Origin of the sequence: Pseudomonas kermanshahensis (assembly GCF_014269205.2) — a bacterium.
Classification (GTDB): Bacteria; Pseudomonadota; Gammaproteobacteria; order Pseudomonadales; family Pseudomonadaceae; genus Aquipseudomonas; species Aquipseudomonas kermanshahensis.
Map to the genome: position 1 here is coordinate 3,377,520 of NZ_JABWRY020000001.1, position 13,781 is coordinate 3,391,300.

Consider the following 13,781-nt stretch of genomic DNA (forward strand, 5'->3'; position numbering starts at 1 on the left):
ACGGTCTCCGGATCAGCGGGCGTTGGCACGCGCGTGGAAGATGAAGCCGATGCTGTTCATCAGCAATTGCGCGGCCAGAATCGAAGTCACGCCTGCCGGGTCGTAGGCCGGGGCCACTTCCACCAGGTCCATGCCGACAATCCGCCCCTGGCTGCGTCGGGCCAACGCCTGGATGATCTCCAGTACTTCGTAGTAGAAGAATCCGCCATGGCTCGGGGTACCGGTGCCTGGCGCGATGGACGGGTCGAAGCCATCGATGTCGATGGTGATGTAGTAGTCGCGGCCTTCGGGGATCTTTGCCAGCACACCTTCGCAGCCCAGGCGACGCACGTCGCGTACCGAGAGGATCTGCGAGCCGGCTTCGCGTGCGGCATCGTAGTCGTCCCGGTTGGAGGACGACACGTTGCGGATGCCCATTTGGGTCATGCCGACGATGTGGTCCAGCTCCGAGGCGCGGCGCAAGGGGCTGCCATGGCCGTAGCGCACGCCATGGCGCTCGTCGACGAAGTCGAGGTGGGCATCGAAGTGCACGATGTGGATCGGCCCACGCCCTTCGAAGGCCTTGATGACTGGCGCATGGATCGAGTGGTCGCCGCCCAGTACGATCGGCATGGCACCCGCCGCGAGGATCTGGCGCACGGCCGACTCGATGTTGGCATTGCTGGTGGCCATGTCGGTGTGCACGATATCGGCGTCGCCGACATCGACCATGCGCAGCTGGTCATCGGTCAGGTAGGTGGCGTCATCTTCGAAGTCGTAGGCACCGGCGTGGCCGAACGAGAACAGGGTCGATGCCTCGCGGATGCCGCGCGGTCCGAACCGTGCGCCCGAGCGCCATTGGGTCCCCATGTCGTTGGGCGCACCGAGGATTGCCACATCGGCGTCGATGGCATTCCAGTCGGTGCAGATGGGTGACTTGGCGAAGGTGCAATGCCCTACGAAGGGCAGGTTCAGGCGGCCGGATTCATAACCGTGCTTTGCCATGTTCGGGTTTCTCCACTTATTGTTCTGGTCAGGAGACGGGGCGACTGCTCGACCGCCGTTGCAGCCACTATGGCGGCAGGCCAACGCGGGAAAAATGCGCAAGTGCAGATGCATACATCGGCCAACCCGAAGTAATCGCCCGCTGCCAGCGGCCAGGCGAAATGCCGGGTGTGCACCGGCAGTCATTTGCAGGTGCCGGGCATTGCAGTGATCACAGGGGCGTGGTTAGCTTGAAAAAAAACAATGGCCGGACGCTCATATCAGCCAGCGCGATGTGACGCACCGCCAGGAGGCCCCAGTGATCCAGCTCCACGACGTCGATCTGAAGCTCCTCAGGGTATTCACCACCATCGTCAGGTGCGGTGGCTTTTCTGCGGCGCAGGCCGCCCTCAACGCCGGCCAATCGACCATCAGCGAACAGATGACGCACCTGGAAACCCGCCTTGGGGTCAAGCTGTGCCAGCGCGGGCGCAGTGGCTTTCGCCTGACCGAACAGGGCGTGGCCATCCACGAAGCCACCTTGCGCCTGCTCAGCGCGGTGGAAAGCTTTTGCATGGATGCCGACGTGCTCAAGCAGCACATCAGCGGCAAACTCAACCTGGGCATCATCGACTCCACCCTGACCGACACCGCCTCGCCTCTGCCGCGCACCACCCAGCGCTTTGTTTCACGTGGGCACGATGCCCACCTGCACATCTACATCGGCACCCCGGCCGAGCTGGAAGAGCGTGTGCTGGACAGCCGGCTGCATCTGGCCATCGGCCATTTTCCGCTGCGCGTGCCGGGGCTTTCGTACCTGCCGCTGTACGACGAAGCCCTGGGGCTGTACTGCGGCCGCCGCCATCCGTTGTACGCCAGCAAGGCGGCGAACGGCCGGTTGCTTGAAGAGGTTCGCCAGTGCCATATCGTGGTGCGCGGCTATATGCAGCAATACGACCTGGAGCAACTGGGCATCACCAAGGCCGCCGCGACCGTGGAGAACATCGAGGCGGCCGCGATCCTGATCATTTCCGGTGCCTATATCGGGTTTCTGCCGGTGCACTTCGCCGAGCAGTGGGTGAAAACCGGCGAAATGCGCCGGCTGGGCGCGAACACCCTGGACCTCACCTCGCCCTTCGACGTGATCACCCGGCGCGGGGTGACACCACCGCCGATCTTGCGGGCGTTCCTTGAGGACTTGAACACCTGCATGCACCAGGCTGGGGGCGTTTGAGCCCGCAGGCTCAGGCAATAACCCGGGCAACCTGCTGCGCGCGAACAAGCCCAGTCGTCACCAGGCCATGAAGCCTTGCCACCAGCACGGCCCGTGCGATTGGCGAGGTGGCCGGGTCGATAATCCGATACTGGCGATCGCACCACCCGCTGATCTCCTTTAGCCAGCCGGCCTGCAAGACGGGCTCGGCGTCCAGGCGCTGCAACAGGTAGGCCACTTGCGGCCCTCCACCACGCTTGGGGGAGTTCCACCTGCAGCTCTGCGCAATTCGCGGTGGACCAAGGCATCACGCAGCAGGGTTGCAGGCTCGGTGTCGACTTCCAGCAAGCGAAAGGCTCAGGTTTCACGGCAGCTGATTTCGGAGCCTGGTTCAATTTGCTTCTGCAGCCAGCTGCCCCTCGATCCAGTCGATGAATGCCCGCGAAGTGGGCGCCGCGTTGGATGGCACGGGCTTCGCCCGTGTTCGCGGGGCAAGCCCGCTCCCACAGGGAATTGCGTCAGATATTAGGAGTTGGGCCAGAAGCGTTCACCTTCCAAACAGCATGGCGTCAGTGAGCTGTTTGCGACAACTTTTGCATCACCTCGGCAACCATCTCCTGCGTACTGTTAATACCGTCAACCCGCAACACTGCAGACGTTTGCTCTGCCAACCACGCCTCGTGCCACGCTCGGTTGCGCCCCGAGAAGTTAGGGTCGTCATACTGCGAGGCCCATTCGCGGAAGGCCGTGTGGATTCCGTGCATGTCACCACCCGGTGCAATCCGATCGCCATAGCGCTCTTTTTCACGCGCGGCCAGCCGCTCAAGGCGAATGGGCGTGGGGGTGACGACGAACACGATCAGGTCGACGTGCGTAAGCAAGGCATCGCCCCACACCATGCAGGAACCGGTCAGTACCCAATCTTGGTCACCGAGCTGCTGCTGGATCACTTTCACGCGGTCAGGGACAGGCCGCTTGGTCGTGAAAGGTGGGTCGGTGGGCATCCAGTAAGCATCGTCGACATCGACATGCCGCGCGCCAAGCACGGTCGCGAGGTTTTGACCCAAGGTGGTCACACCGGCACATGAAGCACCCGTAATGTAGATTCGCAATTGTTCCTCCATGAATGCACGCCGAAAACGGGCAGCACTATACACCCGACTTGCGCAAGACGCTGAAGCCGACGGCTGGCATCGGGTCAGCGTCAGGAAGAAATGGCAGGCTCAACGCTCCATGACATAAGTACCCGGCGCAGGGCAAAGCGGCCGGTACTTGCGCGAGCCCAGCTTCTTCGGCGGCGCCAGGCTTTCGCCGGAACGCTGCCCAATCCATTCGCGCCAATGCGGCCACCAACTGCCTTGCTGGCGCTCCCCGGCGTTCTGCAGCCAGGTTTCCGGCGCCTCGGCGGCGGCGGGCGCCGCGTAGTAGAACGACTTGGGGTTGCCGGGTGGGTTTACCAGGCTTTGCAAGTGGCCGGCATTGGACAGCACGTAGGTCGTGTCCTCGCCAAACAGCCGGGCGGTGCCGTAGCAGCCTTGCCAGGGGGTGATGTGGTCGGTAGTGCCGCCCACCACATAGGCGCCCACCGTTACCTGGGTCATGTCGATCAACTCGCCAGCAATCTCCAGGGTGCCGGGGTTGCTGTAGGGATTTTGCTGGATGAGGTCGAGGTAGTCCGCGTGCAGCTGAGCGGGGAGCCGCGTGGTGTCGTCGTTCCAGGCGAGAATGTCAAATGCCGGCGGTGGGTTGCCCAGCAGGTAGTTGTTGACCCAGTAGTTCCAGATCAGATCGTTCGGGCGCATCCAGGCGAACATGCGGCCCATGTCCTGGCCACTGAGCACACCCTTGCGCCGGGAGCTGGCCTTGGCCGCGCGCAGGGCGGACGGCGTGGTGAACAGCCCCAAGGTGGTGTCGTCAAGCGCCGACGCCGTGTCGAGCACGCACACGGCCCAGGTGGTATTGGCCACTTTGTGGCCCTCGCCACGGGCCGCCAGCCAGCCCAGGTAGGCTGCCAGGGTGATGCCGCCCGAGCAGGAGCCCCACATGTTCACATCCGGGCTACGGGTAATTCGACGCGCGACGTCCACCGCCTGATCGAGGCACAGCGCGTAATCGGACAAGCCCCAGTCGCAGTGCTCGCGGGTGGGGTTGCGCCAACTGATGACGAACAGGCTTACGCCGCTGTCCTGTATCCACTTGACCAGGCTTTTTTCCGGCGACAGGTCGATGGCGTAGTACTTGTTGATCTGCGGCGGCGACATGACCAAGGGCCGGGCAAAGACCTTTTCGGTGGTGGGCGCGAACTGCAGCAGCTCGAACATTTCGCAGCGAAACACCACCTCGCCCTTGGCCGTGGCGATGTTTTCACCCACCGTGAATGGCGTACTGTCGACCTGCCTCGGGAGGCCGCGGTTATTCAGCATGTCCTGGCCGAAGTGGCGGATGCCCCTGGCCATGCTCATGCCGCCTGTGTCCACCAATTTGCGCAGCGCCGCGGGATTGGTCAGCGGGGAGTTGCTCGGTGCCAAGGCATCGGCCAGCTGTGCTGCGACAAAGCGGGCGCGGCTTTTTTCCAGCGGGGCCAGGTCGGTGGCCTCGATGAAGCGGGTCAGCTCTGCCTGGCCAGCCAGGTAACTCTGCAACAGTGCGCGTAGGAAGGCGTTGGATTGCCAGGCCGGGTCGGCGAAGCGCTTGTCCTTCGGGTCTGGCGCGATGCTGGTGTTGCCTGCGACGATGCCGCGCAGCGCCTTCAGGTAGCCCCCCACATGGGCACCCGCCTTGAGCGGCGAGGTGCCCACGGCCTTGAGCAGGTAGCCGGCTGAACTGGCCAGGTCGGCTAAGCGCATGCTGACCAGGGGGTTGCCTGCCAGGGGCTGGCTGGGGGTGACGGTCTCGTTCGTTTGCGTGGATCTGCTCATGGCGGCTCTTGATTCCGGGCACGGTTGTGTGGTGCTCCGACTCTAAGGCAGCCGTGGCTGCGGCCACTTCTCATCGCACGACAGCGGTTTTTCACTTCATGACGGGGGAGCGATCTGACAGAAAGCACCGGCAAACTCGGTGCCATCCACGCTATGGTCAACACGACTCCCCGAAAGAGCAATCACGGCTAGGCACCTCGATGCCTGGACACAGGATGCTAGCGCTCACCGCACCTTCCAGAGGCTCCGTTCGTTGACTGACTCACAGCACAGCCCTACCTACGCAAAACGGTTCGAAGCCGTGCTTGCCTACATCGACAACCATCTCGAAGATGACCTGTCGGTGAATGCACTGAGTCGCATCGCCAACTTCTCGGCGTTTCACTTCCATCGGCAGTTCACGGCGTTCATGGGTGTTCCGGTTTCACGCTATGTGCAACTGATGCGGCTTCGACGCGCGGCGCACCAACTGGTCGCCTCGCCCGCAACGTCGGTGCTGGAAGCGGCATTCGGCGCTGGTTTCGAAAGCCCCGAAGCCTTTTCCAGAGCCTTCAAGCGTGCCTTCGGCATGACGCCGAGCGTGTTCGCCAAGGCCCCGAACTGGCAGGCCTGGAGTGCGGTATTCGTTGTTCCTCATCGTTCCAGGAGTATCACCATGCAGATCCGTATCGTGGATTTCACCGAAACCCGGGTAGCCGCGCTCGAGCACCGAGGTGCGCCCGCCCTGGTCGGCGAAAGCGTCGCGCGTTTTCGCCAATGGCGGATGCACAGCGGCCAATCGCCAGTGGCCAGCTGCCGCACCTTCGGCATCCCCTACGACAACCCCGACACCACCCCAGCGCACGCCTTCCGCTTCGCCGTTTGCGGCGAGATAGACGAGGCTGTGCAGCCCAACGATTTCGGCGTGCACGAACGGGTTATCCCGGCGGGGCGCTGTGCAGTGATTCGGCATAGCGGTTCGCCTGACTACATTGGCGAAACCATCTACCCGCTTTATCGTGACTGGTTGCCGTCGAGCAACGAAGAGCTGCGCGACCATCCGCTGTTCTTCCATTACCTGAGCGCGTACCCGGAAACGCCCTTGGAGCAATGGCAAACGGATATCTACGTCCCGCTGAAGTAGGCCGTGCCATGCCCGCCCGGTGCCAGGCCACCGAGCCCCCACCCATGAGCCTCTTCGATAAAGTGCAGCACTGCACGAGAACGCTCGTCAATCCGTGAAATCAGCGAAAGTTCACTGACCATTTCCGCTTGAGCAAGCGGCACGATGCGGATGCCCGGCATGGTCAGCCGGGTCATGGTTTCCGGCACGATGCTCAGGCCGATGCCGGCGGCCACCAGCCCGGGAATACTCATCAGCGACGGCACATACATGATGTTCTGCGGGTGCAACTGATGCTGCCGGCACGCCTGGAGGGTGTGGGAGGTCAGGCCGATGCCGGTGCTGTCCTGGAGAAACACGAACTTTTCGTGGCGCAGGGTCGACAGGTCCCCGCTGAAGCGGTCGGCCAATTCATGGTTGTCCGGGATGAGCAGGACGAGCCTGGACTGGCTGAATGGGTGGGTGCGCAGACGGTCCGGCAGGTGGTCCTTGAATACCCGGGCGAAGGCCAGGTCGAGTTTGTGGTCGAGCAACATGTCGAACTGCGCGCGAATCCCGGCGTCGACCAGCGACACCTTGACCTCGGGGAACGTGCTGAAGTAATGCCGGAGCAATTGCGGCAAATTGGCTTCGAACAATGCCGAGTGGTAACCGATGTTGATTTCGCCCACCTCCCCCCGCTTGGCACGCCGGGCCGCGGCCATTGCCCGTTCGCTGGCCTCGATGGACTGCCGCGCGTGAGGCAGGAACGCCTCGCCGGCAGCGGTCAACGCCACGCCGCGGTTCTCCCGCCGGAACAGTGTCAGCCCCAGCTCAGACTCAAGCGTTCGCATCAATTGGCTCAGTGCCGGTTGTGCAATGCCCAGTTGCTCTGCCGCCCGGCTGAAATGCTGCAGGTCAGCGGCGACCACAAACGCTCTCAGGTGACGCAGTTCCATAATCGCTACCCATAAGGCTAATGCCAGTCAGTTAGGGCCAAGGGGGCCGCTGCGCGGCCCTTCGCAGGCAAGCCAGCTCCTACAGGAATAGCGTATTTCTTGTGAATTTCGCTCACCTGTAGGAGCTGGCTTGTCGGGGCGCCGAACCGCTGCGATGGGCTGCACAGCAGCCCCAATTACAGCCGATGACGCTTAACTGACTGGCATTAAACCATAAGGCTGGCTTATCTATTTATCGTGATTTCGATAATTATTCTGCAAGCAGGATGCGCTAACGTCTATTCACTTCGACGATTCCTTTCCACTGCATAGCCCGAGCGGAATCGTATGGGTATTCCGACACCATAAAAACAATGACGAGCCCCTTATGAGCACAATCAGTGACGCGCCTCATGATTCGCGCATGCCTCGCAAAGCGGTGACCGCCGCGACCATTGGCACAGCCCTGGAATGGTTCGACTTCACGTTGTATGGCGCGATGTCCGCGACCATTCTGCCCAAGTTGTTTTTCCCTGCGATGGAACCCACCGCAGGCCTGCTCGCTTCGCTGGCAACGTTCGGTGTCGGCCTGGCCGCGCGGCCCTTGGGCGCCATTACCTGTGGCTACCTCGGTGACAAACTCGGCCGCCGCAACTTGATGCTGGCCACCGTAACCATGATGGGCCTGGCTTCGGTACTGATGGGGTTGTTGCCCACCTACGGCCAGGTGGGTATTTGGGCGCCGATCTTGCTGGTGCTGCTGCGGATCATTCAAGGCTTCGCACTGGGTGGCGAGTCCACTGGCGCGCAACTGATGGCGCTGGAGCACGCCTCCCCCGATCGTCGCGGGCGCTATTCCGGCATGCTCGGCCTGTGCTCGCCCCTTAGCCAGATTTTGGCCAACGGCGTATTGATGGGCCTGGCAGCAACGCTTTCAAGCGAGCAATTCGAAAGCTTCGGCTGGCGAATCCCGTTCCTGATGAGCTTCGTCCTGGTAATCGTCGCGATATTCATTCGCCTGAAAGTCGATGAAACCCCGGCCTTCGTGGCCTTGAAGAAGGCCCCGCTCAAACAGGAAAAGAGCCCACTCACATCAGCCGTGAGCAGCCATTACAAAACCATCCTGCGACTGATGCTGTTCTTCTGCTCACCCGCTGCGCTGTTCTACTTGATCGTGATTTTCTCCCTCAGCTACCTGACCAAGCACCTCGGCTTTAGCCAATCGACGGGCTTCATGTCACTGATGGTGGCTAACCTGTGCGCGATTTTCGGTGCGCTTGCCGGTGGTTATCTGTCCGATCGTTGGGGGCGTAAAAAGGCACTGGCATTGGGCTCGTGCATGACGTTGCTGATTTTGTTCGTCTATTTCCCAATCCTCAACACCCTGAACGTGCCCGCCATCATGGCAATCATGGGGCTGTTCCTGGGCTTCACCCAGTTCCAAAGCGGCATCCAACCTGTGGCCTTCGCCGAAGCGTTTCCTACCCAGGTCCGCTACTCGGGCTCGGCACTGGCCTACACAGGCGCCAATCTGGTAATCGGTGGCCCAATGCCGATGATCGCCGTGTGGCTGATGAGCCAGTCGAACAACTCGCCATGGCCGCTGGTGACATTGTGCGCGGTGATCAACCTGATCTCGCTGGCGATGATCATCACCGGCCGGGAAACCCGCGGCATCGACCTGAACGCTGTCGCCGAAGACGACACCGTCGAAGCCCGCGCTACCACCCTTCTTTCCAAATAACGCAGCAGGACAATCATGAATCGCACCGTTTTCATCCTTAACGGCCCTAACTTGAACCTGCTGGGTCGCCGTGAACCGCACATCTACGGCCACACCACGCTTGAGCAAATCCGCCAACGCAGTGAAAGCCTGGCGCTGGAACTTGACCTGATATGCGACTTTCGCCAAACCAACCACGAAGGCGTCATGGTCGACTGGATTCAGGAAGCCTTCGAGCAGGGCGCTGCAGTAATCATCAACCCGGCTGGCCTTTCGTTTCACTCGATTCCAGTACTGGATGCGCTGAAATTACTCGACACACCGCTGGTCGAACTGCACCTGTCGAACATTCATGCACGGGACGAACTGCACCGCCACTCGATCATGTCTGGCGTGGTCAATACAGTGATCTGCGGCATGGGCGCTGACGGGTATCCCCTCGCAATCCGAGCTATTGATGCTTTACTGCGGCGTCGGGCAGCCAATAATTAACCGCCCTTCACCGGACGCTGACTGGGTGGCCCTTCGGCAACTTCGGCACGTCGCGCTTACACCCTGAACCGCCCTACCAGCGCTGTCATTTCCCCCACCAGGCCCGACAGCGCCTGGCTCGCCGCACGGGTTTGCTGCGCCCCGGTCGCCGACTGGTTCGACAACTCGCGAATGTTCAGCAGGTTCCGGTCCACTTCCCGCGCCACCTGGGCCTGCTCCTCCGCCGCACTGGCGATCACCAGGTTGCGCTCGTTGATCTCGCCGATGGCGCTGTAGATACCTTCCAGCACCTGCCCTGACGCCAGGGTGACATCCAAGGTCGACTGGGCCCGGCTGGTGCTGGCCTGCATTGATGCAACCGCGGCTTCGGTGCCTTGCTGCACGCGCCCGATCATCTGTTCGATTTCCTGGGTCGATGCTTGTGTGCGATAGGCGAGTGTACGCACCTCGTCCGCTACCACCGCAAAACCACGCCCGGCCTCACCGGCGCGGGCGGCCTCGATGGCGGCGTTGAGCGCCAGCAGGTTAGTCTGCTCGGACACCGAACGGATCACTTCCAGCACCTTGCCGATGTCCCGCACCTGCCCCACCAGCTGCTCCAGGTGCCCACTGCTGGCCTGGATCTCATGGGTCATGGCCTCGGTACCGTCGATGTTCTCGTTGACTTGCCGGCGGCTTTTTTCGGCCAGCTGATTCGATGCCTGCGTGGTCTCGGACGTGGAGACAGCATTACGTGCGACCTCCTCGACCGCCGTGGTCATTTCGGTGACGGCAGTGGCAGCCTGCTCCAGCTCCTGGCCCTGCTGGCGCAGGTTATTGGCGCTTTCCTCGGTAACGGTGTTCAGCGCCGTCGCCGCGTCAGCCAGCTGTTGTGTGCAGCTGCTGAGCTTGCCGAGGGTTTCGCGCTGGCTCTGCTGCATGCGCTCCAGTTCGTAGAACAGCTGGCCGATTTCGTTACGCCGCTGCACCACCACTGGCACGCTCAGGTCGCCGCCGGCGATGCGCTGAAAGTGCTGGCCAGCTTCACGCAATGGGTGCAACACACGCTGCGCGATGAAGGCCCAGCACAGCGCCGCCAGCAGCAACGTCACGCCCAGCAGCCCCAGGCTCAGCAGTTGTGCGCGCTCCAGACGGCGGTCGGACTCGAGCATGATCTGCTGGCTGCGCTCGCTCAAGGTGGCAACCAGTTGCTGACGCAGCGCCTGCAGGCGGCCCATGGCATTGCCGGCATCGGTGTTGACCTGGAAGTACTGCTCCAGCGAGCGCTGCCGCACGGCCTCACGCTGCCCCGCCACCGCCTTGGCGTAGTCGGCGAAGGTGGCCTGCAGTTCCTTGGCCGCCGCATGCAGCGCCGGCTCGCGAGCGTTGTCGACGAACTCATCGACCAGTTTCTGGCTCTTGTCGTTCAATTCGACCGACAGCGCCATGCGCTTGTTCGCACTCTCGTCGTGGCCGCCCAGTTGCTCGATGAAACCCGAAGACACGTTAGCGCTGGCGCGGATCGCCATGAGCAACGCATTGTTCAACCGGTCCGACTGGTGCGCGGTCTGGTCCAGTTCGCTGATCTGCTCATCGCTGCCCACCGCCGCGCGCCAGGCACTTACGGTGGAGAACAGCAAGGTCAGGCTGAACAGCGACAGCACCCAGAACATTCCGGTGCGGATCTTCAGGTCGGCAAACATACGGGCAGTACTCCTCATGGTCCTGTTGGCACCCCTTCTCATCGGGATTTCGATGGCGGGTGAGCAGGTATCGGAGTGCCCGCTGCGGGCTTGAGTGGCGCTGAGGCGCTTGTGTGCGGTAACCGCACGATTGTTACTGGCGCCTTGCATGTGGCGGCGCATACGTGCAAGGGTAAAAAAGGAACGTCAGTCATCAGAACAGGAAGATAAGCACCTTATGCTTGGAATCACACGTATCCATCGCTACGTGCGCCCATTGCCTGCAAGCCAAGCAGCAGCCAGTGGGCGTGACGTCAACGTCAAACCAGGCGCCCGCCTGGCCGCGAAGCTTGCCACCCTCCTCTGCACACCCCGCGCCGTCCCGCCCTACCTCTGGGTCAACCCCGAGCGCCCCCCTGTCGATCGCATGCCCCCTACCTGACCGCCCACGCGCCGTCATCGCACCGGCCTCGCCATTCAGTGGCTGAAGGCGGGATGTTTCACGCAAAAAAAGGGGCAACACCCAATGATCATGTTTCAGGGCAAGAAAATTCACAGCGCCATCTTCGACATGGATGGCACGATGTTCGACACCGAGCGCCTGCGTTTCAGGACGCTGAAGCAAGCTTCGCTGGAAATCTTCGGCACCGCCTTGAGCGAGCAAACGCTGATCGGCTCGCTGGGCCTGAGCGCGAAAAAGGCCGAGGCCCTCGCCAAGGCTCACAACGGCGATGACTTCCCGTATGCGCAGATCCGCCAGCGCGCCGATGAGCTCGAACTGGCGTACGTGCGCAACCATGGCGTGCCGATCAAAGCCGGCCTGCTCGAGGTGCTGGAGCGCCTGCGCAAGTCTGGCCTGACCCTGGCGGTCGCCACGTCCAGCCGCCGCGCCATCGCCGAGGAGTACCTGATCAACGCCAACGTGCTCAAGTACTTCGACATCACCGTTTGCGGTGATGAAGTCAGCCAAGGCAAACCCCACCCAGAAATCTTCCTGCACGCCGCCCGCGCGCTCAATTGCCAACCCAGCCAGTGCTTCATGGTCGAGGACTCGGAAAACGGCTTGCTCTCAGCGATCCGCGCCGGGGGGCAGGCAATCCTGATCGAGGACATCAAGCCGCCCGCGCCCGAGGTCAAGGCCGGCGCGCTCATGGCCTACCGTGGCATGCACGCCTTCCTCGCCGACTTGAGCGAGTGCGTGCCCGACTTGGGCATGCCGGCGCTCGACGAGGCGTTCCCTGCCTCACTGAACCAGTTCCGCGTCGGCATCCACGGCTTCGGCGCCATCGGTGGCGGCTACCTGACCCAAGTGCTGTCCCATTGGGACGGCTACACGCGCCCCTGCGAAATCATTGCCGCGACCCGTTCGCGCATGCTCCGCGAATCGGTCGCTGCGTTCGGCCGCTACAGCGTGCGCTACGGCGCCACCGCGTTCGACCAGACCATCGACAATGTGCGCATGATCGACATGGACGACGAAGAGGCGGTAATCGAGATGTACAACGCCGCCGAAGTCGTCGGCATGAGCCTGCCCGAGCAGGCCATCCCGCATCAGGCCAAGGTCATTGCCAAGGGTTTGCTGCGGCGCTTCGAACGCAGGGGGCGCGAGCTGACCGTACTGATCGTGTTGAACAAGATCGGCGGTGCGGCGTTCGTCCGGCGCCAGGTGCAGGCACAGTTGGCGCTGCTGTGCACGCCACGGGTGTGCAAGCAGGTGCTGGAAAAGACCCATTTCGCCGAAACGGTGGTCAGCCGCATCGTTTCCAAGATCAGCAATGACGCGCTGGTTCGGCAGTTACGCATCAAGTCGCAGATCTTCAAGAACAGCCTGGAGGATGAGCCAGCGGTCACCCGCAAACCCGCCACGCCAGCCCCGGAATACGAGCGGCTTATCGGGCACTTCAGGCCCTTTGCACAATCCAGCAGTGCCATGAGCCAGTTGCACCTGATCCTGTTCAACAGCGAGCCCGACATGCCGCTGTACGTAGAGCGTGGCAGTGATTTGCTGGAGCGGCTGCGCCAGGTAAAAACGGTCGCGGATATTACCCAGATCCAGATCATCAAGAACCGCTTGTGGAACGGGCCGCACGCGATCATCGCCTGGTATGCGAGCCTGCTGGGGCACACCTGGGTCGGCCAGGGCATGGGGGACGCCCGCGTCAGTGCGCTGGCGCAGCGCCTGATTCATCAGGAAGTGGCGCCAGCGTTGATGGCCGAATACCCGCAGATGTCGGAGGTTGTCAGCAGCTTTGCCAATGCGTTTATCGAACGGTGCAAAACCTCGTTCAAGGACCCTTGCGTGCGGGTTGGGCGCGACCCCCTGCGTAAATTGCAGCGTAACGAGCGCATCCTCAGCAGCATCGACCTCGCCCGCAAGCATGGCATTCAGACCCCTGCGCTGGCGTTTGGGGCGGCGCTGGCCATTCACTATGCGCTGCACGGCAACGCCAGCAAAGATCGCGAGGCCCAGTTGATCAAGGCGCTGTACACGGCCAGCGGCGATCGTGTCGAAGCGGTGCTCACCCATGACGGGGAGTATCAGGGCAAGCCTTATCCGGGGCTGGACCCGGTCAGGGATGCCGAGCTGGTCGAAAGCATTTCGGCCAACTTCCGGCTGTTGCTGGAGCAGGACAGAGCTGACTGGGCACTGCCCGCTGCGTTGGCGCGGGGGTCGTCCGAGTGTGGGAGGGCGTCGGCCAAGCATAGGCTACCGGTTGTTTGAAGCGCATTGGTAGGGGCGGCGCTCGAGCTCACAGGCGCCGCAAATGTCGAGGTGAACGGCTGACTGCCTC

General features: G+C 62.3%; 12 protein-coding genes. 6 read left to right on the forward strand and 6 right to left on the reverse strand.

The genetic code is table 11. The features are described from left to right. Window positions 1-12: 12 nt before the first annotated feature. On the reverse strand, window positions 13-984 hold the full coding sequence (gene speB / locus HU764_RS15320) for an agmatinase (RefSeq protein WP_027596333.1): 972 nt from the start codon (window positions 982-984) through the stop codon (window positions 13-15). 298 nt (window positions 985-1,282) lie between these two features. On the opposite strand from speB, the gene HU764_RS15325 reads away from it, so the two are divergent. After that, window positions 1,283-2,197 carry a LysR substrate-binding domain-containing protein gene (locus tag HU764_RS15325; protein ID WP_186703415.1) on the forward strand — a complete coding sequence of 305 codons (915 nt, stop codon included), beginning with the start codon at window positions 1,283-1,285 and terminating at the stop codon, window positions 2,195-2,197. A 10-nt stretch (window positions 2,198-2,207) separates the two neighbouring features. Here the strand turns inward: HU764_RS15325 and HU764_RS15330 are convergent, their stop codons facing one another. The 3 genes from HU764_RS15330 to HU764_RS15340 all read right to left on the reverse strand — a co-directional run bounded on the left by HU764_RS15330 (window position 2,208) and on the right by HU764_RS15340 (window position 5,094). Continuing rightward, window positions 2,208-2,414, reverse strand: coding sequence for a hypothetical protein (locus tag HU764_RS15330; protein WP_186703416.1), 207 nt, complete (start codon window positions 2,412-2,414; stop codon window positions 2,208-2,210). Between the two features lie 331 nt (window positions 2,415-2,745). Then, window positions 2,746-3,288 carry a P-loop NTPase family protein gene (locus HU764_RS15335; RefSeq protein ID WP_186703481.1) on the reverse strand — a complete coding sequence of 181 codons (543 nt, stop codon included), beginning with the start codon at window positions 3,286-3,288 and terminating at the stop codon, window positions 2,746-2,748. A gap of 111 nt (window positions 3,289-3,399) precedes the next feature. Then, window positions 3,400-5,094, reverse strand: coding sequence for an alpha/beta fold hydrolase (locus HU764_RS15340; protein WP_186703417.1), 1,695 nt, complete (start codon window positions 5,092-5,094; stop codon window positions 3,400-3,402). Between the two features lie 253 nt (window positions 5,095-5,347). Between HU764_RS15340 and HU764_RS15345 the strand changes: the two genes are divergently transcribed. Continuing rightward, window positions 5,348-6,217 carry an AraC family transcriptional regulator gene (locus tag HU764_RS15345; protein WP_186703418.1) on the forward strand — a complete coding sequence of 290 codons (870 nt, stop codon included), beginning with the start codon at window positions 5,348-5,350 and terminating at the stop codon, window positions 6,215-6,217. On the opposite strand, the gene HU764_RS15350 is transcribed toward HU764_RS15345, so the two are convergent. Next, a complete protein-coding gene (locus tag HU764_RS15350; RefSeq protein WP_186682473.1) occupies window positions 6,199-7,134 on the reverse strand; it encodes a LysR family transcriptional regulator in 936 nt (311 codons plus the stop codon). The genes HU764_RS15345 and HU764_RS15350 overlap by 19 nt on opposite strands. A 367-nt stretch (window positions 7,135-7,501) precedes the next feature. On the opposite strand from HU764_RS15350, the gene HU764_RS15355 reads away from it, so the two are divergent. Continuing rightward, window positions 7,502-8,857, forward strand: coding sequence for an MFS transporter (locus HU764_RS15355; RefSeq protein WP_027596322.1), 1,356 nt, complete (start codon window positions 7,502-7,504; stop codon window positions 8,855-8,857). A gap of 15 nt (window positions 8,858-8,872) precedes the next feature. Then, a complete protein-coding gene (locus tag HU764_RS15360) occupies window positions 8,873-9,328 on the forward strand; it encodes a type II 3-dehydroquinate dehydratase (protein WP_186682475.1) in 456 nt (151 codons plus the stop codon). Between the two features lie 56 nt (window positions 9,329-9,384). Here HU764_RS15360 and HU764_RS15365 read toward each other — a convergent pair whose 3' ends face one another. Further along, complete coding sequence (locus HU764_RS15365; RefSeq protein WP_186682477.1) at window positions 9,385-11,010, reverse strand: methyl-accepting chemotaxis protein; 1,626 nt, start codon at window positions 11,008-11,010, stop codon at window positions 9,385-9,387. A 217-nt stretch (window positions 11,011-11,227) separates the two neighbouring features. Here HU764_RS15365 and HU764_RS15370 point away from each other — a divergent pair, with 217 nt between their 5' ends. Both HU764_RS15370 and mtlD read left to right on the forward strand, forming a co-directional pair. Beyond that, window positions 11,228-11,431, forward strand: coding sequence for a hypothetical protein (locus tag HU764_RS15370; protein WP_217835009.1), 204 nt, complete (start codon window positions 11,228-11,230; stop codon window positions 11,429-11,431). 84 nt (window positions 11,432-11,515) lie between these two features. Next, a complete protein-coding gene (gene mtlD, locus HU764_RS15375; RefSeq protein WP_186703419.1) occupies window positions 11,516-13,711 on the forward strand; it encodes a bifunctional mannitol-1-phosphate dehydrogenase/phosphatase in 2,196 nt (731 codons plus the stop codon). The last annotated feature ends 70 nt before the right edge of the window (window positions 13,712-13,781 follow it).